Origin of the sequence: Cupriavidus sp. DF5525 (assembly GCF_040149425.2) — a bacterium.
GTDB classification, from domain to species: Bacteria; Pseudomonadota; Gammaproteobacteria; order Burkholderiales; family Burkholderiaceae; genus Cupriavidus; species Cupriavidus pickettii_A.
On sequence record NZ_CP168266.1, the window covers coordinates 1,894,907 to 1,917,236 of the forward strand.

21 protein-coding genes and 1 pseudogene are annotated in these 22,330 nt (G+C 67.0%); 8 read left to right on the top strand and 14 right to left on the bottom strand.

Translation table 11 applies throughout. The annotated features are described in order from the left end of the window. Positions 1-241 precede the first annotated feature (241 nt). Complete coding sequence (locus ABNX08_RS29890; protein ID WP_022539395.1) at positions 242-745, bottom strand: hypothetical protein; 504 nt, start codon at positions 743-745, stop codon at positions 242-244. 285 nt (positions 746-1,030) lie between these two features. Here ABNX08_RS29890 and ABNX08_RS29895 point away from each other — a divergent pair, with 285 nt between their 5' ends. After that, positions 1,031-1,210, top strand: coding sequence for a hypothetical protein (locus ABNX08_RS29895; RefSeq protein WP_022539396.1), 180 nt, complete (start codon positions 1,031-1,033; stop codon positions 1,208-1,210). A gap of 48 nt (positions 1,211-1,258) precedes the next feature. Further along, positions 1,259-1,426 carry a hypothetical protein gene (locus ABNX08_RS29900; protein ID WP_022539397.1) on the top strand — a complete coding sequence of 56 codons (168 nt, stop codon included), beginning with the start codon at positions 1,259-1,261 and terminating at the stop codon, positions 1,424-1,426. 61 nt (positions 1,427-1,487) lie between these two features. On the opposite strand, the gene ABNX08_RS29905 is transcribed toward ABNX08_RS29900, so the two are convergent. Together ABNX08_RS29905 and ABNX08_RS29910 are read right to left on the bottom strand one after the other, a co-directional pair. Next, on the bottom strand, positions 1,488-1,685 hold the full coding sequence (locus ABNX08_RS29905) for a rubredoxin (RefSeq protein ID WP_022539398.1): 198 nt from the start codon (positions 1,683-1,685) through the stop codon (positions 1,488-1,490). A gap of 177 nt (positions 1,686-1,862) precedes the next feature. Next, positions 1,863-5,843 (bottom strand): DUF748 domain-containing protein, encoded by a 3,981-nt coding sequence (locus ABNX08_RS29910; protein ID WP_022539399.1) that lies wholly within the window; start codon positions 5,841-5,843, stop codon positions 1,863-1,865. 312 nt (positions 5,844-6,155) lie between these two features. On the opposite strand from ABNX08_RS29910, the gene ABNX08_RS29915 reads away from it, so the two are divergent. After that, the gene (locus ABNX08_RS29915; RefSeq protein WP_022539400.1) at positions 6,156-7,475 is read left to right on the top strand and encodes an MFS transporter; all 1,320 of its coding nucleotides are present in this window, start codon (positions 6,156-6,158) and stop codon (positions 7,473-7,475) included. A gap of 94 nt (positions 7,476-7,569) precedes the next feature. On the opposite strand, the gene ABNX08_RS29920 is transcribed toward ABNX08_RS29915, so the two are convergent. The 4 genes and pseudogenes from ABNX08_RS29920 to ABNX08_RS29935 all read right to left on the bottom strand — a co-directional run bounded on the left by ABNX08_RS29920 (position 7,570) and on the right by ABNX08_RS29935 (position 10,249). Beyond that, a complete protein-coding gene (locus tag ABNX08_RS29920; RefSeq protein ID WP_022539401.1) occupies positions 7,570-8,661 on the bottom strand; it encodes a PHB depolymerase family esterase in 1,092 nt (363 codons plus the stop codon). Positions 8,662-9,047: 386 nt separating this feature from the next. After that, positions 9,048-9,419 (bottom strand): annotated as a pseudogene (locus tag ABNX08_RS29925) (DUF3300 domain-containing protein); the annotation flags it as partial. Positions 9,420-9,478: 59 nt separating this feature from the next. Further along, a complete protein-coding gene (locus ABNX08_RS29930; RefSeq protein WP_022539403.1) occupies positions 9,479-9,880 on the bottom strand; it encodes a hypothetical protein in 402 nt (133 codons plus the stop codon). A gap of 78 nt (positions 9,881-9,958) precedes the next feature. Beyond that, entirely contained in the window at positions 9,959-10,249 is a 291-nt protein-coding gene (locus tag ABNX08_RS29935; protein ID WP_022539404.1) for an IS3 family transposase, read from the bottom strand. 956 nt (positions 10,250-11,205) lie between these two features. Here ABNX08_RS29935 and ABNX08_RS29940 point away from each other — a divergent pair. Further along, entirely contained in the window at positions 11,206-12,165 is a 960-nt protein-coding gene (locus ABNX08_RS29940) for a LysR family transcriptional regulator (protein ID WP_022539405.1), read from the top strand. Positions 12,166-12,528: 363 nt separating this feature from the next. Next, a complete protein-coding gene (locus tag ABNX08_RS29945) occupies positions 12,529-13,197 on the top strand; it encodes a response regulator (protein WP_022539406.1) in 669 nt (222 codons plus the stop codon). Positions 13,198-13,223: 26 nt separating this feature from the next. Here the strand turns inward: ABNX08_RS29945 and ABNX08_RS29950 are convergent, their stop codons facing one another. Next, complete coding sequence (locus ABNX08_RS29950; RefSeq protein ID WP_022539407.1) at positions 13,224-13,685, bottom strand: MarR family winged helix-turn-helix transcriptional regulator; 462 nt, start codon at positions 13,683-13,685, stop codon at positions 13,224-13,226. A gap of 59 nt (positions 13,686-13,744) precedes the next feature. Next, positions 13,745-15,340: an MFS transporter gene (locus ABNX08_RS29955; protein ID WP_349607490.1), complete on the bottom strand. Its 1,596-nt coding sequence runs from the start codon at positions 15,338-15,340 to the stop codon at positions 13,745-13,747. A 159-nt stretch (positions 15,341-15,499) separates the two neighbouring features. On the opposite strand from ABNX08_RS29955, the gene ABNX08_RS29960 reads away from it, so the two are divergent. Continuing rightward, a complete protein-coding gene (locus ABNX08_RS29960; RefSeq protein WP_022539409.1) occupies positions 15,500-15,940 on the top strand; it encodes a helix-turn-helix domain-containing protein in 441 nt (146 codons plus the stop codon). A 23-nt stretch (positions 15,941-15,963) separates the two neighbouring features. Here the strand turns inward: ABNX08_RS29960 and ABNX08_RS29965 are convergent, their stop codons facing one another. The 5 genes from ABNX08_RS29965 to ABNX08_RS29985 form a co-directional block, all read right to left on the bottom strand. Beyond that, positions 15,964-17,208, bottom strand: coding sequence for a molybdopterin molybdotransferase MoeA (locus tag ABNX08_RS29965; RefSeq protein WP_349607492.1), 1,245 nt, complete (start codon positions 17,206-17,208; stop codon positions 15,964-15,966). After that, positions 17,163-17,717 carry a molybdenum cofactor biosynthesis protein B gene (gene moaB / locus ABNX08_RS29970; protein WP_022539411.1) on the bottom strand — a complete coding sequence of 185 codons (555 nt, stop codon included), beginning with the start codon at positions 17,715-17,717 and terminating at the stop codon, positions 17,163-17,165. Before moaB ends, ABNX08_RS29965 begins: the two co-directional genes overlap by 46 nt. 354 nt (positions 17,718-18,071) lie before the next feature. After that, complete coding sequence (uraH, locus tag ABNX08_RS29975; protein ID WP_022539412.1) at positions 18,072-18,407, bottom strand: hydroxyisourate hydrolase; 336 nt, start codon at positions 18,405-18,407, stop codon at positions 18,072-18,074. A gap of 30 nt (positions 18,408-18,437) precedes the next feature. Then, positions 18,438-18,974, bottom strand: a complete 537-nt coding sequence (uraH, locus tag ABNX08_RS29980) for a hydroxyisourate hydrolase (RefSeq protein WP_022539413.1) — start codon at positions 18,972-18,974, stop codon at positions 18,438-18,440. A gap of 1 nt (position 18,975) precedes the next feature. Then, entirely contained in the window at positions 18,976-20,316 is a 1,341-nt protein-coding gene (locus ABNX08_RS29985; RefSeq protein WP_022539414.1) for an MFS transporter, read from the bottom strand. A 423-nt stretch (positions 20,317-20,739) separates the two neighbouring features. Here ABNX08_RS29985 and ABNX08_RS29990 point away from each other — a divergent pair, with 423 nt between their 5' ends. Both ABNX08_RS29990 and uraD read left to right on the top strand, forming a co-directional pair. Then, entirely contained in the window at positions 20,740-21,684 is a 945-nt protein-coding gene (locus tag ABNX08_RS29990) for a LysR family transcriptional regulator (protein WP_022539415.1), read from the top strand. Between the two features lie 118 nt (positions 21,685-21,802). Beyond that, complete coding sequence (uraD, locus tag ABNX08_RS29995) at positions 21,803-22,321, top strand: 2-oxo-4-hydroxy-4-carboxy-5-ureidoimidazoline decarboxylase (protein ID WP_022539416.1); 519 nt, start codon at positions 21,803-21,805, stop codon at positions 22,319-22,321. The last annotated feature ends 9 nt before the right edge of the window (positions 22,322-22,330 follow it).

The window sequence follows — 22,330 nt, forward strand, 5'->3', positions numbered from 1 at the left end:
GGATGCGTAAGGCACGCAAGTAGAGTAAGACTAGTGCATCCCGTCAGGTCACTGCAAGGCGACACGGCAGGCGTCGCATGCGGCGCCGCACAAGCCGTTTCTGCAGCCGTGACACCAGTGCGCGCCCAAGAAAAAGCGGCGGAAGGAACGCAGGTTCCCTCCGCCGCATCCGTCGCGCGCGGGCCCGTGTAGTGGCAAGCGCGTGCGGCGAAACCGCGATGCGCCTGATCCGGTCAAGCCGTCAATGCGATACGTCTTTGCTTTCCAGCTTCCAGTAGCACGCCGCCGCGGTCATGCCGAAGATCAGATGCCCGACGAAGGTGTGCCAGCCTCGCACTTCCGTGAACCACGGGAAGGCCCGCGTCATCACAAAGAAGTTGAAGCCATAGACCACCAGGCCGAACACCGCGCCGGCCAGCAGCGCCATGCCCAGGCTGGAATCGAGCGTGAACGGCGCGATGATGGCAGCCAGGATCATGCCCAGCACGGCCCCCAGCACGAAGTGGATCAGCAGCGCCGCGGCAACGGTGCCGACACTGAACAGCGCCGTCTGCAACACGTCAGGCCCCATCACGATCGCCGCGATCATGCGCGTGGCGACCCACGGGTTGACGCCGGACACCATCGACGACCAGAACAGTTCCAGCACCAGCAGCAAGGCCCCGGCCGCCAGCCCGGAAACCGCTGCCGCTTTCCAGTCCGGCTGCCGCCGCACGTAGTGGTGCGATTGCATGTGTAGTTCCATATCCACCTCCGTCTCTCTCAAATGGCGGGGCTGCATGGACATGAGTGGGAACCGGCCCCGCGTATCTGATCAGCATAGGACACGCGGCTTGTGCATCGGCCTTCAGGGGGGCAAAAACGTGGGCAATGCGTGCGCGGCGCAACACCCCCGCGGTCGATGTGCTGGTGCAGATACCTGCCGCCGCACGCAGCGTGCGCCCTACGGGACAATCCCGATGCGCGCCGCCTTGTATCGGGCACACACTGCCTATACTGGAATCACAAGAGAGAGAGACAGGAGACCGCCATGCACATCACAGCGCATGATCTTGTATTCCTGATTCCGATGGCGCTGGTAGGCGTGATCGCCATGGGTTCGATCCCGGTGACCGCCAAATACCTGCGCATCAGTTGCCGGACCATGGGTGCGCTGATTGGTGCGCTGGTCGCGGTGCTGGTGCTGGAGGCATTACCGATGCTGATCTGACTTCCGTCAGGGAGCCTGCCGGGCAGTGTCCGCAGAGGGAGGGCCGCCATGTCCATCGGCTTGCTTGCCGCCGTCATGGCGGCCTTGCTGTTCCTGACCGTCTTGCGGGCCATTTGGCGCTGCAGCCATCCGTACCGGATGCGCTACCGCCGCTGCATTGTGCAAAAGCGCCGCATGGGCCTGGGCCGGCAGGCACCCCGCCGGCATTACGGCTAGCCCACCGCTGCGGCAGGCCTTTCCAACCACTTCCACAGGCGCTGCAAAAGCGCCTGTCGCGTTACAGCTCGATCATCGCGAACTCGGCCTTGCCGACGTCGCATTCCGGGCAACGCCAGTCTTCGGGGATATCTTCCCAGCGCGTGCCGGGGGCGATGCCGTCTTCCGGCCAGCCCTGTTCTTCGTCGTAAACCCAGCCGCAGATCACGCACACCCAGGTCTTGAAGGCGACGGCGGCTTCCAGTTGCTCCTGCTGCAAAACACACTCCTGAATCGGCTATGGAACGGATTGTCCGGGCGGAATCATACCGGTTTTCGCGGCTGGGCTTGAGCAGGTGTTGAAATCCCAGTCCGGAACGCGCAGCATGCCGGAGATGTGACGGCATGACACGCCCGCCATGCGGCGGGCGGCTTTGCGACACGTCTACCCGCGCGTCTACCCGCGGATGGAGAAGTCCACCCGGTTGGGCGCACCCTTGTCCTTGATGCCCTCGGCGCTGAGCTTCGGCGCCGTCAGGAACAGCCGGCTCTCCGGCACCTTGCCCTCGCGCTCCAGCGCCTGCTTGACTGCCAGCGCACGCTGCTCGGCAAGGCGCTTCAGGTCAGCCTCGGTCACCGTGGCGTTGGCCATCAGCAGCCTTTCCATTTCCTCGGGCGGCAAGGACTTGGTAAAGCCGACGAAGTTGCGCGGCTTCTTCATCGAGGTGCGCTTGTAGACCTCTTCCAGGTACTTCGGGTACTCCTGCTTCGACACCTTGACCTCGGCGCCCTGCTCGCCCGCCTCGCCGTCGCCGGCTTCGTCGCCGGACTGGGCGCTGGCGCGCAGGTCGCGTCGCTTCTGCTCGGTCACGCGCGCATCCAGCCAGGCGCGGCGCGCGCCGGCCTCGTCGGTGGCCGGATCGATGCGGCCGCTGATCTCCAGCCGCAGCGCGGGGCGGTCGTTCAGTGCCTGGCCGAGCTTGCCGATCTTCTCCCTGGCCGCCGGCGTCAGGGTCGAAGTGCCGGGAGCGAATTCGACATAGCCCAGTTCTTCGCCGCCACCGCCGCCGAATGCCGACGCGATCAGCGAGAACGGCGAGGTGATCGCCTTGGTCAGCAGGTTGACGATCACGCGCACGATCACGCCGCCGATGCTGAACTCCGGATCCGACAACGAACCCGATACCGGCAGGTTCACGTCGATCACGCCGTTGCGGTCCTTGAGCAGCGACACCGCCAGCAGCACCGGCAGCTTGGTCGCATCCGGGCTGTCGACGCGATCGCCGAAGGTGAGCTGGTCCAGGAACAGGTGGTTGCTGGCATCGAGCTTGCCGTTTTCGATCTTGTAGGCCACGTCCACGGTCAGCTTGCCCTTGGTGATCGGGTAGCCGGCGTACTTGGCCGCGTAGGGCGTGAGCCGCGTCAGCTCCACGCCCGATGCCTTGGCGGCGATGTCCAGGAACAGTTGCTCGCCGAGCGGGTTGATCTTGCCGTTGATATTGACCGGGGCGTCGTCATCGATGCGGCCGTCCAGCACCAGGTCGGCCGGCGTGGGATCGCCCGACGACACCTTGGACACCGAACCCTTCATGCCGGTCAGGTTGGCGGTGTAGTTGGGCTTGACGAAGAAGTCCGAGAAATTGATGTTGCCCTGGCTGACTGACACCCCGCCGATGCGCACCTGCGGCTTGGGCCCGCCCGGCTTCTGCTCGACCTGGGCGGTGCGCGTGCCGCCGGCCTGCACCGGCGGCGTCGCCGGCGCGGACGCCGGATTGGCCTGCGTGAGGCTGGTGGACGGCGCCGCCTCGCCCTTGGCCGCGCCACCGGCCATTACGTCCTGCAGGTTCAGGCGGCCGTTGGCGTTCAGGATCACGCGCGCATAAAAATCGGACAGCGCGATGTTGCCCAGGCTCACGCGCATCGGCCCCTTGCTCTCGTCCATCGCGAAGTCGATGCCCGAGACCGCCAGCGAACGCCAGCGCAGGAAGTCGTCGCCGCTGACGCGGTCGACCGTGCGCACGTTGCCGGACAGCACGTTGCCGGCGAATTGCGCCGCGATGGGCTTGCCGGTGGGCGCGTCGACGTTGAGCTTGCCCTTGACCGTCAGCGTGCCGCTGCGCAGCGCGGCGTTGAAGCGGTCGGCCAAATAGGGCTGCAGCGGGCGCATTTCCACCTCGCGCAGGTCCAGTTGCAGGCGGCTGGCCGGGACGGTCGGCAGCACCGAGCCGTCCACGCCGATCACGCCGCGCCGGCCTGACTCCGCATGCAGCTTGACTGGCACCGCCGCCGGCGTCAGCGGCCAGGCGATGGCGCCGGTGGCGAGCGCGATATTGCGGAACTCGTGGATCACCGGGCGGCCGCGGTTGGCCTCGGCGGGCTGGTAGTCCGCCAGGCGCGCGCTGCCACCGTCAACGGTGACCTTGCCGATGTTGGCCTTCCACACGCCCGCGGCAGGCGCGCCGTTGGTGGTGCCGTTGGTGGCGGGGGTGCCATTGGCGGCTGTGCGGCGCGGCGCGCTACGCGCCTGCTGTGCCGATTCGCTGGCCCACAGCCGCGCCATCTCGAGCAGTTGGCCGCGGTGGTCGCGCGTGGCGGAGATCTGCGGCTGTGCCAGCGTGACCTGGCTGGTGGCGAAGGTCTGCTTGGCGAGGTCGAACTGGATATCTTCCAGCACCAGCTTTTCCGCGCGCAGCAGCGGCAGGTTGGCGCCCTCGCGGTCGGCAGCGGCGCGCTCGCGCGCGCGGCGGCTGGCGCGCGGGGTGGCGTCACCGTTGGCGGCGGGCTGCGCCCGCGTGTCGCTGCCCATGCGCGCTGCCGCCGAGACCGGCATCGTCACCGGCTCGCGCGTGGCGACATAGAGCGGCGCCAGCTCCAGCCGCGACTTTTCCAGCACGAACTGGAATTGCGGCGTGGCCCAGGCCATGCGGTAGTGCAGCTCGGCATTGACCGCGGACTCGCCGAACTGGCTGCGCAGTTCGCGCGGCCACCACGCGGCAAAGCCCTGCGGGCGCAGGCCAGTGGTTTCGAGCGTGCCCGCCAGCGTGCCGTCGCGCAGCAGCAGGTCGCCGGTATGGTGCAGGGTCTGGCCGTCGGCCACGGTGAGCGTGGCTTCGATGCGGGCGGGCTTGTCGCCCTCGGTGCCGGCAAAGCCCTTGACCTCGGCATCGAGCGGGCCCAGCGCCAGCTTGCCGGGGCCGGATGGTGCCAGCGCGTCTTCAAACCCCAGCTTCGCCTGCTTCACGACGATGCGGTCGACCGCGTAGCGCCATGGCTCGTCTTTCTTCGCCGTCGCGGCCGGTGTGGCGGGCTGCGCTTGCACGCCCGACGCCGCGGCGGGCGCGGATGCCGGGGCCGGCGCCACGCCATCGGTCGACTTGCTCACCGCCTGCGGCAGGAACGCAGTCGCCAGGTTCAGCGTGCCGTCCGCGCGCCGCGCGGCCTCCACGCCCAGGCCCTCGATCTCCACGCTGCGCAGTTGCGCGCGGTGCGCCAGCGGCTCGAGCTTGCCGATGTCGACAGCCAGGCGGCTGGTCTTGATCAATGGCTGGCCCGCGCGCGTGCGGATATCGGCATCGCGCAGCGTGGCCGTGCCCATCAGCAGCATTTCCTGCGTGTCCTTCTGCTGGCGGAACGTCACCGTCAGGCGCGTATCGAGCTTGCCGGCCTTGACCTCGGCATCGCGCAGCGGCGGCGCGAACGCCATGAAGCGCGTCAGGTCGAGCCCGTCGAGGTTGACGTTCAGCCGCGTCTGGCGCGAATCGGCAAAGGGCAGCACCTCGCCGTCGAGCGCCAGCGGCGTGCCGTTGACCTGCGCGCTCAGCGTGGGCCGGGTCACGATCTCCACGTCGTGCGGCAGGTTGGACAGGAACGGCAGCGTCAGCGTCAGGTGGTCGACGCGCAGACTGGTATCGAGCTGCTTGTCGTCATAGCTGAAGCTGCTGCCGGTCACGGCAATGTTGTTGACCGAGAAGCGCGCGGGCTTGGCATCGGCCGGCTTGGGCGGCTGGGCCGCGAGCTTGTCCTGGACATCGGCAAAGCTCACGCGGCCGTCGGCGCCGCGCGCCACGCGCACGGCGAGCCGGTCGATATGCAGGTTGTCGACCACCGGCGCCAGGTGCCATATCGACGCCAGCGAGGTATTGGCCTCGGCCTCGCCCAGCGTCAGCGCGGGGGTCTTGCCGTCGCGCTCGTAGATGGTCAGGTCAGTGAGCGTGGCCGCCAGTTCGAACGGGCGCACATGTGCCTTGCCCAGCGTGACCTTGCGCCCGAGCGCCTCGGTCGCGTTCTTTTCGATCAGGTACTTGAGCAGCGGCGGTCCGCCGAAATAGCCGGCCAGCCCGAATACCGCGAGCGCGGCCACCACGCCGCCGACGACACGGGTAGCCAGACGGCCACGGGGCGTCGCCGCCACTGCCTGGATGGATTGCTTGAAAGCCATGACGTTCCAGAAGATCTGACCCCGCTTACCGGTGCTGCACGACGGTTTGTGCCCCGGATTTCACTTTTTTGCCGACATTATCGCAACGGATTCGTACAATGCAAAGAAAGCAAAATTGTCTGTTCAACCACTCGGACAATGAGGGACAGGCCGATCTGGTATCTTTACGGGCTTTGCGAAGCGTTTCGTCGCAAGCCTGCGGCTTACCCGCCACACCGTGCCTGCCTCACCTGCGCTGTACCCTCCGGCCACACCCTCCACGTACTCCGTGTTGCGCGCTTCGCATGCGATCTTTTCCATGCGAGTCCCTTCATGTCCACCACCAGCAGTACCGCCGCAGGTGTCGGCGCGCCGGCCCATACCAGTGCCAGCGCGCGCCCGCTGATCGGCCAGGATTACAAGACGCTTTCCCTCGCCGCCCTCGGCGGCGCGCTCGAGTTCTACGACTTCATCATCTTCGTCTTTTTTGCGACGGTCATCGGGCAATTATTCTTCCCGCCGTCGGTTCCGGACTGGCTGCGCCAGCTGCAGACCTTCGGCATTTTCGCCGCGGGCTACCTGGCCCGGCCGCTGGGCGGCATCATCATGGCCCACTTCGGCGACCTGCTCGGCCGCAAGAAGATGTTCACGCTGTCCATCCTGCTGATGTCGGTGCCGACGCTGCTGATGGGCCTGATGCCGACCTACCAGTCTATCGGACTGGCCGCGCCGGTGCTGCTGCTGGTGCTGCGCATCCTGCAAGGCGCCGCCGTCGGCGGCGAAGTGCCGGGCGCCTGGGTGTTCGTGTCCGAGCACGTGCCGGCACGCCACGTTGGCTACGCCTGTGGCACGCTGACCGCGGGGCTGACCGCGGGCATCCTGCTGGGCTCGCTGGTGGCCACCGGCATCAACAGCGTGTTCACCCCGGCGGAGCTGGCCGACTACGGCTGGCGCGTGCCCTTCCTGATCGGCGGCGTGTTCGGCATTGCCTCGGTGTACCTGCGCCGCTGGCTGCACGAGACCCCGGTGTTTGCCGAGCTGAAGCAGCGCAAGGCGCTGGCGGCCGAGATGCCGCTGAAGTCCGTGGTGCGCGACCACGGCCGCGGCGTGGCGGTGTCGATGCTGCTGACGTGGATGCTGTCTGCCGGCATCGTGGTGGTGATCCTGATGACGCCGACCTTCCTGCAGAAGCTGTACGGTTTTGACGCGCGCACCGCGCTGGTGGCCAACAGCGTCGCCACCCTGTGCCTGACCGTCGGCTGCATCGTGTCCGGCGCGCTGGCCGACCGCATCGGCCCACGCCGCACGCTGTTCTTCGGCGGCCTGCTGCTGGCGATCTGCGCGTATGCCTTCTACACCACGATCTTCACCCGCCCCGACCTGCTGCTACCGCTGTACGCGCTGGCAGGCTTCCTGGTCGGCACCATCGGCGCGGTGCCGTTTGTGCTGGTCAATGCATTCCCGGCGCAGGTGCGCTTCTCGGGGCTGTCGTTCTCGTACAACGTGTCGTACGCGATCTTCGGCGGCCTGACGCCGATGGTGGTCACGCTGATGCTCAAGCACGACCGGCTGGCGCCGGCGCACTATGTGGTGGCGTTGTGCGTGCTCGGCATGGTGACGGCGCTGTTCGTCAAGGACCGCTCGCGCGGCTGACGGCCGCATCGGCCTAAAAGACAAGGGCGGGCCCGATGCCCTCCCTTTTTCATGCGCTGCTTTTGTGTGAGCTTGTGCGTAATCACGCCCCGGCTCAGCGCCGGTGCTGGCGGAAGAACCGCCACATCATCGCGCTGGCATCGGGGCCGATTTCGCTGTGGTAGCCATAGCTGGCATCGCCGCCGCTCCAGGCGTGGCCCAGGCCTTCCACTTCCACCAGCGTCACCAGGTCGCGGCTCCAGCGGCCAAAGCGGTATTCATGCGAGCGGCCCGGGCGCTCGCCCGCGCCCTCCTGTGGCTTGTCCGGCACACCGGCGAGCCGGTCCTCCAGCCCGTTGTAGGCCAGGAACTGGCGCGCGAGCAGGCGGCCGTTGACCGGATGCACCGCGTCGTCGGCCAGGCCGTGCAGCACCAGGGCCGGCATCTCGGGACCGCCGGGCGTCACCCCCGCGGCATCCAGCAGCCATGACGGGTCGGCCGCCGAGCCGTGCTGCATCGCCCGCAGGCCCGCGCGCGGCGTATCGGCCGCACCGATGACCACACCGGAGTGCAGCGCCGCGGCGGCGACCTTGCCTGGGTAGCGCAGCGCCACCACGGCGGCCATAGCCGCGCCGGCCGACATGCCAGCCAGGTAGATCTCGCGCTCGCGCACCTCGTGGCGGGCCGCCAGCGCGTCGAGCAGCGCCGCCACCGCCTGCGCTTCGCGCCCGCCTTCGGCCGCGCCCAGGTCGAACCATTGCCAGCAGCGCTGCACCTGACGGCGCAGCGGCTGTTGCGGATAGGCAACGATAAAGCCCTCGCGCTCGGCCAGTTCATTCATGCGGGTACCCGCGGACAGGTCGTCCGGCGTCTGGCGACAGCCGTGCAGCACCACCACCACGGGCAATGGGCCGCGATGTGCCTTGGACGGGATATAGAGATGGTAAGACAGCTGCGGCACCAGCTCGCCCGGCAGCGGCGCCAGGCGCAGGCGGTGCGCTTGCCAGGTGCCGGGCAGCTGGCCGGGCTCGGGCGCTGGCCTGGCACGCCGGCGCTTGCCGGGCTTGTCAGCCGGGCGCGCCGGCGTCAGCGGATTCAGCGAATCCATGCGTTCCAGCCAGGACTTCACCTGGGCTTCCGTGCGGGCCTGCACCCGGCTCAGTCGCCGGATTCGTGCATGCCAGTCATGGGCGAGGCTTTTGGTCATGAGGACTCCTGGTCGTATGACGGAATCTCCCCCTAGTGCCTTTATTGTTGCGTTGCAGCATACCACACTCGGCAAGCGGGTCGAGGCGCACTCCGCGCATGTAGGTTATGGGTCACGGCCTGGCCCACGCCTCGCAGCGCCGCGGGAATTCCGCATTCGTCAAAAATGGCGAAAACATAAATGATGGACACGAAAGAATGCAGATCGCAGTCAGATAGATTGCGTTGACGTCGACCGGGACGGGCTGGCAGCGGTCTATGCGGACTTGGAGCCGGCCCCGGCCAAGCCGCGGGACGCCACCGTTGCGATCGAGTTCAGCACCGCTTGCGGCATCGAGCCCGGGCTGGGCTGGCCTGAAAACGGCCAGCCGGCGCGCTGCGGCTCAGCGCTCCGCCACGCGCCCCCAGCCATCGGGGGCAAAGCTGCGGATGGACTTGACGCGCGCGGCGGTGAAGGGCCCCAGAGGCCGCCAATGACTGCACGCTCGGATCCCACGACTCGTTGCTGACCGCTTTGGTCGCGGCATCGCCCGACAGGCTGGGGTTGGACCTGGACCATTGCGCCGCGGCCGCGACGTCGGCCGGATAAGTGGCCGCCATCAGCACCTGCGACAGCAGCGCATCCGGGTACAGCGCGACCGGTGCGGTCAGCTGGTCGAGCTGAGCATTGCTCAGCGTGGACTGCGCCTGCGCGATGCCCGCCGGCGCCAGCACCATCAGCGCGAGGCACCATGCGAAGAGGTGTTTGAAACGTTGCATGTTCGCTCTCCAGGATCTGCGCAGGGGCCTGGTGAGAGCGTGCTGCCCGGGTTGCGCACTCAGCGACGTTGCTGCGTGCACTCCTGCCGATAGGCTTCCTCCAGACGCTTGCGGTCGGCCTGCCGCTCCAGCGCAGGGTATTTGCGCCCGTCGGCGGTGGTCACCGACGATTTACCCTCGGACCACTGCGGCCCCGCGGGCAGAGCGTTGATCTTGTCCAGCAATGATTGGCAATGCTGGCGCTGCGATGCGGACAACGTGCCGTCGGTGCCTTCCACCACGGCGGTGCCTTCATCCAGCATCCGTGGCGGGGGCGGTGCCACCATCGGCGTGCCGGCGGCAGCGGCATTGCCTGCCGCGCCGGTTGCAGTACCCGTTTTCGTATCACTTGCCGCCAGCACCGGAACGGCCACCATCGCGGCGCATGCCAGCACGCCCGCCTTGAACAGGAACTTCGTCAAACCAATACTCCAGAGCCGTGCGCGGTGCATGGGGGATGCACGGGTCGCGGCACGGTGCGTTGCGGAAACCGTCCGCCGCTAGCGATCCTTGCTGTTGCCGTTGCGGCGGCCGGTACGGTTACGCAGCAGCTCGAGCTTGAGCAGCGCGTCCGCAAGCATACTCTTGAGCCGGGCATTCTCTTCCTGCAGCTCGCGCAGCTTGCGCCCGTCGCGCGCATCGCCCTGGCTTGGCTGGCCGTAGCGGGCGCGCCATCCGTAGAACGAGGCATCGCTGAAGCCGTAGCGCGCGCACAGCTCACGCACCGGCACGCCGCTGGCCGCCTCGGCCAGGTAGCTGCGGATCTGTTCTTCTGAATACCGTCTGTTCACGAATTTCTCCGCTTCGCACGGCGCCATGCGCGGCGCCACGAGCGCCACCAGCCGCGCCACCAACCGTGCCGACTCTGGCGGTACGTTAGCCCACGCCCGCGGCAAAAAGCAATTCAGTGTCTTCGCGGGCCGAGTTAAGAAAATTTTCTCGGCCGGGGATGCAGGCATCGGTGCCCGGCAGTGATCGTCATGCGACGGAGCCGGGTGATTCCCACACCAGGTTGACTTGGCACAGGCAAGAGATCAGGAAAGAGATTCCAGCTGGTCATTCAATCCGTCGCCAGGCCTGCGGGCCTGCGCCATTGCGCTGGCATCGGCATCTTCCCGCGCAAATTTTGTTATGCCAAATTGGAGCGCACTCTGTTTCACCGGTGTTACGCCCGGCAAGGACGGTTGCACCGCGACGGCGCCAGGGCCCGTTCTATCCGCTATTTTTCCGCATTTCCCGCCATGTCCGGATGTTCAGACAAAGCCGAAAAAAACGAAATTAGAACACTGTCATCAAATCAAGTTTCTATGACTTTTGCCATGCGTGTATTAAGCTTCCTCGGCATCAACTAAATTTGGCACGCCAATCGCGATGCGCCACGCAGCGCATGCAGAGATGGCGGCCCGGCAGCCCGCACCAGGCCCTACCCCGCCCAGGTGCGCGCCCTCACGCTGCCGGCAAGCACCAGGCCTGAAGGATCGAAGAGTCACTGCGCCATTTGTCGACACGCAAGTCAGACATCTAGGAGTCGTGTCATGCTTTTGCACCGCATCCTGCCTGGACCGCGCTCACCCGGCGACATTGCCGCATCGGCACTTCATGCCAGCCGCGCACACCAGAAGCCGGGACAGTCGCCCCTGCGCCTGACCGGGCTTCGGCGCCGCTACTGCGCTCCTTAGTCGCGCAGCACCGTACGCATCAGACAAACTAAAAACCAAAACAAAGTCATGAATCGGGAGAAGTCGGAATGCGTCATGTCAGCACGAAGTTGTTGCACGTCTTTGTCCTTGTCATGGAGTACCGCGACCTCAACGCCGTCGCAGCCTGCACGCAGGGACGCGTCCCCACGGTCGCCTACAGCCTCGCGCGCCTGCGCGAAATCACCGGCGATCCCTTGTTCGTCAAGCGCAACGGCATGCTCGAGCCCACCCCGCATGCGCTGCGCCTGGAGCAGACCGCGCGCCAGATCCTGGCCAAATGGAACCAGCTGGTGCGGCCCGGCGAGTCGGGCCTGAGCAGGCGGCAAGAAGGCGGCAGGCGCGTTTCCATCGGGTTTTCGTCATCGATCGGAGACCCCGTCATCACCGAGATCCTGACCGCGCTGTGCGAGCAGTTCCCGCATGACAGCTTTATCACCCGCCCGGTGATTGCCGATGCCGCGCTCGCAGGCCACCTCGATGCCGGCGAACTGGACTGCGCCTTCGTCGTCGACGGCGGGCACGTCCCCGAACATGTGCGGCAACAAAACATCATGGCCACGCCGCGCCGGCTGGTCAGCGCCACGCGCGAAGGCAGCTATGACGACAGTGAAAGCGACTGGATCCTGCTGCAGGAGGATTGCGAGGCTGGCAGCCCGCTGCGTGCCTTCCTGAGCCGGCAGGCCAGCACGCCCGGGCACCGCGAGACCGTGGTGCCGTCCTGGCATACGCAGATCACGTTGCTGCATGCGGCCGGCGGCATCTGTCCGGTGCTGGACTTCAACGTGCCGCTGGTCACGCGCGAGCGCAAGACGCGCCTGCTGGCGCCGCCGAGCAGCTTCCCGGAATGGGCCGCGCTGCATTTCTGGTCGCCCGAACGTGGCCGCGACAAAGGCGTGCTGCGCGACATCATGGACGTGGGCAGTGCCGTGCTGCGCGATCCGCTCAAGGCCATCGACGGCCGCCGCAAGGGCCGCCCGGCCGCGCAGGCCGAGCCTGCGCTGGCCTGACTTCCAGCGGCCGGACGCGCCTGCGCGCCGGCCGTTTATTGCAGTCCTTAGACATTTTCCCGAATCCCGGGCCTGCACTACACTCGCTCGAGTTTTGTCCGGCGCCGCATGCCTCGCGCCCCGTCCCCGGCGCGGTTTGCGAATCATCCTAGCTTCGCCCGCAAGCGCGGCCGGTATCCTGCCCTGGCATTGGCGCACTCCGGCCGTCTCCCGTTTGGCCAGGTCCTGCGGCAATGCACGCAGTTGTCTGGCGCCGTTTTGTCTGGCGTCGTTCTTGCGCCGCACGTCTGGAGACGTGCGGCGTTTTCTTGAGGCCGGCGCGGTCGCCGGCGCCGCCGCAAACAAGAACCGAGGAGCAACCCGATGGCATTGAGGATCCTGCTTGCCGACGACCATCCGGTGGTAAGCGCGGCCGTTGCCGACCGCTTGCGTACCCAGACCGGCTGGGAAGTCTGCGGCAGAGTGACCAGCGCGGCAGCGCTGCTGAACAGTGTCGAGGTGCTGCGTCCCGATGTCGTGATCACCGACTACCACATGCCCGCGCAGGAAGAGGGCAACAGCGACGGGCTGCGCCTGCTGGCCAGCCTGCGGCGGCGCCATCCTTCGCTCGCCGTGATCGTGCTGACCATGATCACCAACCCGCTGGTGCTGCGCGCCATCCTCGACACCCATGTGCATGGCCTGCTGCTGAAGGATTCACCGCTGTCGGAACTGGTTACCGTGGTGTACCGCATCCAGCGCGGCTTCCACTACATCGGCAAGTCGGCCATGGAGGTCCTGTCACAAGCCGATCCGGGCAATCCGGTCGCGCCAGGCCAGGCCGGCGCCGACCGCCTCTCCGCGCGCGAGATGGAAGTGTTGCGGCTGTATTTGGCCGGCCGCTCGGTCAGCGAGATCGCCAACCTGCTGTGCCGCAGCGTCAAGACCATCAGCCGGCAGAAGAATTGCGCCATGCACAAGCTCGGCGTCACCAATGACCGCGAGCTGTTCGAGTTCGCCGCGCTCAAGGGCATGCTGCTGACGGCCTCCTGAACCTGCGCGGCGCCGTTGGCGATGCTTCAGGCTGCGTCGACCGCTTCCGCCGCGCGTGCCTGCGCGTATGCGATGCCGGCTTCCAGTTGCGCCAGGCCGTGCGACAGCTCCTGCATGGTGGCAGGCGTGACCTCGGCCAGTACGTCTTCGAGGAAGGCCGAGCGCACGGGCATCATCTGCGACACCATCTGCTGCCCTTCCCGTGACAACGTGACATGCGTCACGCGGTTGTCGCGCTCGGAGGTGGAGCGCTCCACCCAGCCGAGTTCCTGCATGGCCTTGAGCTGGCGCGTCAACGCACCCGGATCCATGCCAACGCGGTCGGCCAGCGCTTTCTGCGCGATCGCATCGTCCTGCAGATGCAGCGCATGCAAGACGCGCCAGCGCGCCAGCGGCAGGCCCATGCGCTGCTCGAACGCCGCCGCGTAGGCGCGGTAGGTGCGCCCGAACTGCTGCAGTACGGCCACGCTTTGTCGCTCCAGTTCCATCCGTTCTCCTCAGGGGTGCATTGCAGGCCCCGTTGCTGGCCCCGTTGCTGGCCCGTATCTTAGTCTGCCGCCATCGCCGGTGCCGCGGTGCGCGCCAGCGTCACCGGCGGCACCTGGCGCGCGCGCCAGACCCCGAACGCCGCCGCGGCCGCGGCGGCAAGCAGGCCCAGGTGGATGGCGCTGACCAGCGACACGCGCGCCTGCTCCAGCAGCAGCGCGCCATTGTGCCCGGCCTGGCCGAGCTGGCCGAGCAGCACCGCCTGCGAGGCCTTGTCGATCAGCACCTGCGGGTCGGCCATGCGCGCCGCCCACTGACTCGCATTGGCCGCCGCCAGCGCATGGTCGACGCCACCGGTGTAGCTGCGCGTGACCAGCGTGCCCACGATCGCCGTGCCCACCATGCCGCCCACCATGCGCAGGGACTGCAGCATGGCGGTGGCGATGCCAAGATGCTCGCGCCCCGCGGTCTGCTGCGCAAACACGGTCAGGTTCGGCATGATAAAACCCAGCCCCAGCCCGCCCACCAGCATGATCGCCATCAGCAGCCCGTGGGGCATGCCGCGCGTGGCCTGCGACAGCCCCAGGCACGCCACGGCCAGCATGCCGAAGCCGGCATAGAGCATGGCATTGGGGTGGCGGATACGCGTGACGATGCGGCCGTTGACGATGCTGCCGACGGTGATGCAGACCACCAGCGGCGTAATCAGCAGGCCCGCCTCCTTGGGCGAATAGCCGAAGCCACCCTGGAACAGCAGCGGCGCGTAGAGCAGCAGCGCGAACATGGTGAAGCCCGCGAACACCGACAACTGGAACAGCGGCGCCAGCCCCGGGTTGCGGAACATCTCCACCGGCAGGATCGGGTTGGCGCAGCGCTTCTCCCAGTGCCACAGCGCCACCAGCACAGCCACGGCGAGCACCAGCAGGCCGCCGGTATATGCATCGAAGCCGCGCTCCGGCAGCAGTTCCACGCTCAGCTGCATGCAGCCCAGCCCCGCCGCAATCAGCAAGGCGCCCAGCCAGTCCACCCGGATCGGTCCGCTGTGCACCTGCTGGCGCAGGTGCGGCAGGTAGCGCCACGCGAACCACAGCCCCAGCACGCCCACCGGCAGGTTGACGTAGAACACCGCGCGCCAGCCATACCACTCCGTCAGCACCCCGCCCAGCGAAGGACCGACGGCATTGGCAATGCCGAACGCCGCGCTCAGCATCACCTGCCAGCGCAGCCGCACATGCGAATCCGGGAACAGGTCGGCGATACAGGCAAAGGCCGTACCGACCAGCATGCCGCCACCGATGCCCTGCAGCGCGCGCGCCAGCACGAGGAACGGCATGCTCGGCGCCATGCCGCACAGCGCCGAGGCCACCGAGAACACCACGATCGACGCCAGCACGAACGGCTTGCGCCCGTAATAGTCCCCCAGCCGCCCGAAGATCGGCACGGTGATCACCGAGGTCAGCAGGTAGGCCGTGGCCACCCACGCGTAGTACTCGAAGCCCTGCAACTCCGCGACCACCGTCGGCAGCGCCGTGCCGACCACGGTCTGGTCCAGCGCCACCAGCATCACCACGAAAGCCACGCCCAGCATGGCCAGCAAGGACTCCCGGAATGGCAGGACCTGGCCGTTGGCGTGGTCGCTTTGTGGCTGTGGTGTCATTTTGTTGCTCGGTCAATCGTTGCGTTGTCAATGATTATAGGACAGGAAACTGAGAAGTGGCTGAGGAATGGGATAACTGCTGATTGGATTTCACCTTGACAGACAGATCTGTATCCATTACAAATGAGACAGGTCTGTATCATAGTAAGGAATGGCGCGATGAGCACGACAACCTTCGAAGCGGCAGCCGTCGCGCAGCGGCCGGAGCAGGAAGGCCACACTGCACCGCCTTCGCGGCGCGGCGCGCCGGCCACAGCACCGCTGGCCGCGTGGCGCCTGCGCAAGGCGACCGAGTACATCGAGGCAAATCTGGCCGACGCCATCAGGCTGGCGAACCTGGCCGAAGCCGCCGGCCTCACGCGCATGCATTTTGCCGCGCAGTTCAAGGCCACGACCGGGCAGCGTCCGCACGACTACCTGCTGCGCCGGCGCATCGAACGCGCCCAGGACCTGCTGGCCTCGACCGATCATCCGATCGTGCACGTCGCCATGGACGTCGGTTTCCAGACGCAGGCGCATTTCGCCAGCGTGTTCAAGCGCTTCGCGGGCGATACGCCGTCGCGCTGGCGGCATCGCCACGGCAAGCGCTCGGCGGCCTGAGCCGGGCGGCGTGGAACCGCGTGCTAGGCCAGCCAGCAACGCAGGTCGTAGTACGGCACGAGATCGTAGGCGGCGATATCCGCCTGCGGCGAAACGCGGATAAAGCCGGCGGCATCGCCTAGTGCGGAAACCGACGCAGCACCCTGCTGGCTGTGGACCTGCGCCCTGTCGTAGCCGACCTGGCGCGCGACCCTGGTAGCCCGCCAGAACTCATCGCGCTGGCCCTTCTCACGCTTGCCGAGGTCGACGCGGACGTGGCTGACCGCAGGATAGATCTGCGCCCGCCCCTGGAGCTTGCGCAGCATCGGTGTCACCAGCAGCGCAAAGGTGGTGTAGGCCGCAGCCGGATTGCCCGGCAGGCAGACCACCGGCTTTGCGCGCAGCCGCCCCACCGCGACCGGCTTGCCCGGCTTCATGTTGACCTGGTGGAACAGCAGTTCGCCGCCCGCCGACACCAGCGCCGGCGCCGCCAGGTCCCTGACGCCGCCCGAGGCGCCGCCGGTCAGCAGCACGATGTCGGCGTCGTCCACCAGTTCAAGCAGCGACTGGTGGACCGCCCGCTCCTCGTCCCTGATGTACTTGCGCGTGACCACGATGGCGCCAAGCGACTCCACCAGCGATTCAAGCATGGGCCCGTTGATATCGTGGATCTGGTGGCGGCCCAGCGGCTCGTCATGCGCCGCGACTTCGTCGCCCGAGATCAGCAGCGCGACCTCGACCAGCCTCACGGCCGGGATGGTGGTCACGCCCTGGGACGCAAGCGCGGCAATATGCCCGGGGCGGAGCAGCGTGCCTGCGCTGAGCAACGGGCCGCCGGCCCGTGCGTCCTCCCCCTGGCGGCGGATGTTGCGCCCCGCTACCGGCGCGCGAAGGAACGACACCTTGTCCTCGGACAGCACGGCATGCTCGTCGGCAATCACCGTGTCGGCGCCTTGCGGAACCAGCGATCCGGTGAAGAGGCGGATGGCATGTCCGGCTGCCAGTGGTTCCGGGCAGCTGCCTGCGTAGCAGACTTGCTGGACCGGGAAGCTTTGCCCCCGACGCCAGTCGGCCATGCGGATGGCATAGCCGTCCATGGCGCTCTTGTCGGCGGCAGGGACGTCGAGCCGTGCCGGCACATCGCGCGCCAGCACCCGGCCCGATGCCAGCCCCAGCCAGACCGGCTCGGTGTCGGCGACAGGCACGACGCTGCCGGCAAACAGGCTTTGTGCTGCATCGAAGCTCAGCATGTCGTGGCCCCCTGCCGGAATGCGGTAGCGAAGTTGCACGGGCGGGTGCGGCTATCCAGTTGCGGCCGGATCAGGTGTTCCCAGCCAAGGTTGCAGGAGCCCTCGGATCCCGGCAGGCAGAAGATGATGCGGCTGTTGGCGACGCCGGCCAAGGCGCGTGACTGCATGGCCGCACTGCCGATTTCCCGGTAGGAAACCATGCGGAACAGCTCGCCGAAGCCGTCGATCTCGCGATCGAGCAGCGGCACTACCGCATCGGGCACCGAGTTGCCCGGCTTGAAGCCGGTGCCGCCATTGGTCAGGATCACCTTTACGTCGCCGGCCACGATCCAGTCGCTCAGGATGCGGCGGATGGCGTAGACGTTGTCCACCGACATGTCGCGGCGAATGCAGCGGTGTCCCGCTGCTTCGAGGTGGCGGACGAGCAGGTCGCCGGAGGTATCGGTCGCGGGCGTGCGATGGTCGCTTACCGTCAGCACGGCGCAGGAAAGGGAAAGCAATCGGTCGAGGGGGGCGATCTGGCCTTTTTCTGGCGCGGGCGAACTCATGGCGGTTTCCTCTGGTAGGCGCATGGGCTGCCCGGCAGGGATCGGGCCGGGCCAGCCCTTGATGCAACCTGGCCAGAATAGGCGCGGCCAGCGGTAACCGAGGCGCACAAAGAGGCGGCAGATTCCGGAGTACAGTTCATCGCCGGAATGCGGCACAACCAGGCCGGCGACACGGAGGCGGCAGACTGTATCCAGGCGCAACCCAGAGGACTGTGCTCTGGCACCGCGGCCTGGCGCGCCTATATTTCCCCTGTCGCGGCGCACCGTTTTTTTGGTTGATCGAGGAATACGAGGGAGCGCCGTCTTGATTTCGAGGCCTGCGCCGAGGTGGGACGGCGACAGAACCCCACCGCATCAGCTGCCCCGATATGTCCCGAAGCTCCACGGCGAGCACAGCAGTGGCACGTGGTAGTGCTGCGCGGCATCGGCAATGGTGAAGCGCACCGGAACGATATCGGCGAACACGTCCGGTGTCCTGAAATAGTCCGCAACCCAGAAGCGCAGTTCGAACTCGCCGGTACGCGCCTGTGCCGCGGGCAGCATCTGCGCGTCGGTGCGTCCGTCCTGGTTGGTGCGGGTGCGGGCGATCAGCCGCGGCGGCTGCGTGCCCATGTCGAACAACTCGACCTGCATGCCGGCGATGGGCTTGCCCAGCGATACGTCGAGAACATGCGTGCTGATGCCTGCCATGATGCGATGCCTCCGGATAGGTGCGCGGCTTCAGCTGCCGCGGTAGTAGTTGTAGCTCCACGGCCCGACCAGCACGGGCAGGTGGATGCGCTGGCTGGCATCGGTCACGCGCAGCCGCAGCGGGATCTTCGACAGGAACAGCGGCTGCGGCAGGCTGGCCTTGCGCGCGGCGAAGTACTCGTCCACGTGCAGAAGCAGTTCGTAGGTGCCGGTGCGGTAGCTGTCGCCGATCAGCAGCGGCGGTTCGCTACGGCCATTGGCGGCGAGCGTGACGGTCTGCATCAGGCGCGGCTGGCCGTTGTCGATGCGGAACAGGTCCACGCGCATGCCGGCGGCGGGCGTGCCGTGCCAGGTGTCGAGCGCGTGCATGGTCAGGCGCGGGCCCAGGCCACCTTGCTGCACCGGGCCGGTGGCCTGGTTGGGCACGGCCGGCGATGTCGCTTCAGGCGTCGCGCCCCAGCTCGCACCGGCGAGCAGCGCGCCGCCGCCAAGCGTCATCGATTGCAGCGCGAAGCGCCGGCGGCTTGCATCGAATTTGTCGTGGCTGTCGTGGTTGTCCTGGCTCATGTCAGGCCTCGCGCTTGTTGCCCAGCTTGCGGATGCCGACCAGCACCAGCAGCGCGGCCAGCACTTCGATCACGGCGACGAGATACAGGCCGGTGGTGAGCTTGCCAGTGGTGTTCTTGATCAGGCCCATCACATACGGCGCACCAAAGCCGGCCAGGTTCGCCACGGAGTTGATCAGCGCCACGCCCACCGCGGCGGCGCTGCCGGCCAGGTAGCGGTTGGGCAGCTGCCAGAACACCGGGATGGCGCTCATGGTGCCGACCAGCGCGGCCGTCATCGCAAACAGTGCCACCATGGGCGACATCACCTGCGCGCCGAGCAACACCGCCAGCACCGCCATCGCACCGCCACCCACCAGCGCCGCGCAGCTGAAGTGCCAGCGCACTTCGTTGCGACGGTCCGAATGGGCGCCGTTGGCGATCATGCCGGCCGCGCCGCACAGGTACGCCACCGCCGCGATCCAGCCCACCGCCATCGGACCGCTGAAGCCCACGTCCTTGATCACGGTCGGGATCCAGAAAGTCAGCGTGGAGTTGGCGCACAGCAGGCAGAAGTAGATCGCGATCAGCAGCCAGACCTTGCCGTTGGTGAACAGCTTGCGCCAGTCGTGGCCGCGCTCGCCCATGGCGGCGTTGTCATGCTTGAGCGTTTCGAGGACGACGCGCTTCTCGCTCTCGCTCAGCCAGCGCGCCTGCTCCGGCTTGTCGGTCATGTAGAACCAGGCAAAGATGCCGGCCAGCACGGACGGAATGCCTTCCAGGATAAACAGCCACTGCCAGCCGTGCATGCCCTGCACGCCGCCCATCGAGGTCATGATCCAGCCGGCGAGGGGACCGCCCAGCACGCCGGCGATGGCCGATGCCGACATGAAGGTGCCGAACGCCCGGGCGCGCCGCTGCGTCGGGTACCAGTAGGTCAGGTACAGGATCACGCCCGGATAGAAGCCCGCCTCGAAGGCACCGAGCAGGAAGCGCAGGATGTAGAACTGCGTGGGCGTGGTGACAAAGGTCTGCAGCATGCAGATCACGCCCCAGCAGATCGTGATGCGCATGATGGTCTTCTTGGCGCCGATCTTCTGCAGCAGCATGTTCGACGGCACTTCGAAGAAGAAGTAGCCGAGGAAGAAGATGCCCGCGCCCAGCCCGTACACCGCTTCGCTGAACTGCAGCGCGTCGAGCATCTGCAGCTTGGCAAAGCCGATGTTCACGCGGTCCAGCCACGCCAGCACCCACAGCACGCCGAGAAACGGCAGCAGGCGCCACGAGACCTTGCGGTAGACGCTGTCTTCCGTGTCGTCGGCCGCGCCGGCGTAGATCGGAATCCCTTGCTTTGTGATTGACATGGTGTCTCCTGTCTTATCGTGTCGTTACGTCTTGCTAGTCCTGTGCGGCTTGCAGCCGGGGCGCAGGGCCCGGCGTCCGCTTGGTTGGGTGCAAGTATAGAAACGGCCCGGCAATGGGAAACGCGGGTGCTGGTATAGGCCCTATAGCAGCCGCGATATGGGCCGCAAAGCCTTGTGTGGAGCGGCTTTCCGGGGATCTGGCAGGGCCCGGCGCCCACCTATGGATTACCCCTAGGCGGGCCTTTGCACCCCCATGGGGGGCGGATCGGGCGCCGGCTGCGTAGTCGGCCGCTCGCTTTGTCCGGGTTCCACCGCGTTGCCGCGCGGTGCGCGACACGCTACAAAGTCGCCATTGGCGGCCGGGGCGTGCCAGCTTTTGCGGCGCCCAGTGCACCAGCCTCCCACTAGCTCACCGGATTCACCATGATTCGCGCCGACGATCCGTTCGACACCTACCTGCTGCGGGTGCTGTGCATCCTGATCGCGGAGCGCAGCGTGTCGCGCACCGCGATCCGCCTGAACCAGTCGCAGCCGGCGATCAGCGCGGCGCTCAAGCGGCTGCGTGCGATCTTCAACGACCCGCTGCTCACGCGCGAGAAGAACGTGATGGTGCCCACCGAGCGCGCGCTGCAGCTGGCACGCAATGCACAGGCCGCGCTCAGCGCGCTGGACAACCTGCTGGTGTCCGACGAGCGCTTCGACCCGGCCACCACCGAGCAGAGCTTTGTCGTGGCGATGCCCGACTACCTGGCGCCGCCCTTCTTTGCCCACGTGGTGCGCGAGTTCCGCCGTGCCGCGCCGCACGCGCGGCTGGTGGCCATGCCGCTCGGCTCCAGCTTCGACTACGAGCAGGCGCTGTCGGAAAGCTCGGCCGATATCGTGATCGGCAACTGGCCGAATCCGCCGGAGCACCTGCACCTGTCGGTCCTGCTGGAAGACGAGGTGGTGTGCGTGGTGGCGCAGGACAGCACGCACACGCAGCCCGGCAAGTTCACCGCGCAGGCCTACCTCGGCGCGTCGCATATCGTGCCCACGCCCTACTCGCGCGACCAGCGTGGCTTGGTCGATTCCGGGCTAAGCACGATGCGCGTGCATCGCGACAACCGCGTGAGCTGCCCGTACTTCAACCTTGCGCCCAGCCTGATCCCCGGCACCGACCTGATCCTGACCACCGGGCGCCACTTTGCCAACTACCACGCGCAGCATGTGCCGCTGGCGGTGCTCGAACCGCCCATCGACTTCCCGTTCATGCGCTTCTACCAGCTGTGGCATCCGTCGCGCCACCGCTCGGCCTCGCATATCTGGCTGCGCGGCATGCTGACCGCCGCCTCGCATGAACTGCGCGAGCTGCGCGACATGCAGCGGTAGGCGGTATCGGATTCTGTTATGCGACCTATAGGACAGGGCCTCTCGCCGCGGCGATGGGCCCTTTCTATACTCGGCCCGTATTCACCGAGTCTTCGGGATCTTTACGGGAGAGCAGTCCATGTCACAGCCACTCGATCTGGCTTCGGTCAACGCGCTGGACCACGCGGGCTTTGCCAGCGCCTTTGGCAGCGTATTCGAGCATTTTCCGCAGGCGGCACAAGGCGCGTGGGCGCGCCGTCCGTTTGCGTCGGTCGCGGCGCTGCATGAAGCCATGATGGACGTGGTGCGCAAGCTGGACGAACAGGGCCAGCGCGATTTCCTCAACCTGCACCCGCAGCTGTCGGCGCGCAATATCCGTGCGGGGACGATGACGGCGGATTCCAATGCCGAGCAGAAGAGCGCGGGGCTCGATGCGATGTCGAAACAGCAGGAAGGCGAGCTTGACCGGCTCAACGCCGACTACCTCGGGCGCCACGGCTTTCCGTTCATCATCTGCGTGCGGCACTACACGCGTGAAGGCATCTTCGCCGCGTTCGAACGCCGCATCGGCCGCAGCACGCCGCAGGAACTGGACGAAGCGCTGGCGCAGATCGCCGCGATCACGCGCGGGCGCCTCAACGCGCGCCTGCCCGCGTGAGCTTGAAAT

Excerpts from the sequence above, each read along its gene's own strand:
- ABNX08_RS29890 (WP_022539395.1), bottom strand. The coding sequence starts at position 745 with ATGGAACTACACATGCAATCGCACCACTACGTGCGGCGGCAGCCGGAC.
- ABNX08_RS29895 (WP_022539396.1), top strand. The coding sequence starts at position 1,031 with ATGCACATCACAGCGCATGATCTTGTATTCCTGATTCCGATGGCGCTG.
- ABNX08_RS29900 (WP_022539397.1), top strand. The coding sequence starts at position 1,259 with ATGTCCATCGGCTTGCTTGCCGCCGTCATGGCGGCCTTGCTGTTCCTG.
- ABNX08_RS29910 (WP_022539399.1), bottom strand. The coding sequence starts at position 5,843 with ATGGCTTTCAAGCAATCCATCCAGGCAGTGGCGGCGACGCCCCGTGGC.
- ABNX08_RS29915 (WP_022539400.1), top strand. The coding sequence starts at position 6,156 with ATGTCCACCACCAGCAGTACCGCCGCAGGTGTCGGCGCGCCGGCCCAT.
- ABNX08_RS29920 (WP_022539401.1), bottom strand. The coding sequence starts at position 8,661 with ATGACCAAAAGCCTCGCCCATGACTGGCATGCACGAATCCGGCGACTG.
- ABNX08_RS29940 (WP_022539405.1), top strand. The coding sequence starts at position 11,206 with ATGCGTCATGTCAGCACGAAGTTGTTGCACGTCTTTGTCCTTGTCATG.
- ABNX08_RS29945 (WP_022539406.1), top strand. The coding sequence starts at position 12,529 with ATGGCATTGAGGATCCTGCTTGCCGACGACCATCCGGTGGTAAGCGCG.
- ABNX08_RS29950 (WP_022539407.1), bottom strand. The coding sequence starts at position 13,685 with ATGGAACTGGAGCGACAAAGCGTGGCCGTACTGCAGCAGTTCGGGCGC.
- ABNX08_RS29955 (WP_349607490.1), bottom strand. The coding sequence starts at position 15,340 with ATGACACCACAGCCACAAAGCGACCACGCCAACGGCCAGGTCCTGCCA.
- ABNX08_RS29960 (WP_022539409.1), top strand. The coding sequence starts at position 15,500 with ATGAGCACGACAACCTTCGAAGCGGCAGCCGTCGCGCAGCGGCCGGAG.
- moaB (WP_022539411.1), bottom strand. The coding sequence starts at position 17,717 with ATGAGTTCGCCCGCGCCAGAAAAAGGCCAGATCGCCCCCCTCGACCGA.
- uraH (WP_022539412.1), bottom strand. The coding sequence starts at position 18,407 with ATGGCAGGCATCAGCACGCATGTTCTCGACGTATCGCTGGGCAAGCCC.
- uraH (WP_022539413.1), bottom strand. The coding sequence starts at position 18,974 with ATGAGCCAGGACAACCACGACAGCCACGACAAATTCGATGCAAGCCGC.
- ABNX08_RS29985 (WP_022539414.1), bottom strand. The coding sequence starts at position 20,316 with ATGTCAATCACAAAGCAAGGGATTCCGATCTACGCCGGCGCGGCCGAC.
- ABNX08_RS29990 (WP_022539415.1), top strand. The coding sequence starts at position 20,740 with ATGATTCGCGCCGACGATCCGTTCGACACCTACCTGCTGCGGGTGCTG.
- uraD (WP_022539416.1), top strand. The coding sequence starts at position 21,803 with ATGTCACAGCCACTCGATCTGGCTTCGGTCAACGCGCTGGACCACGCG.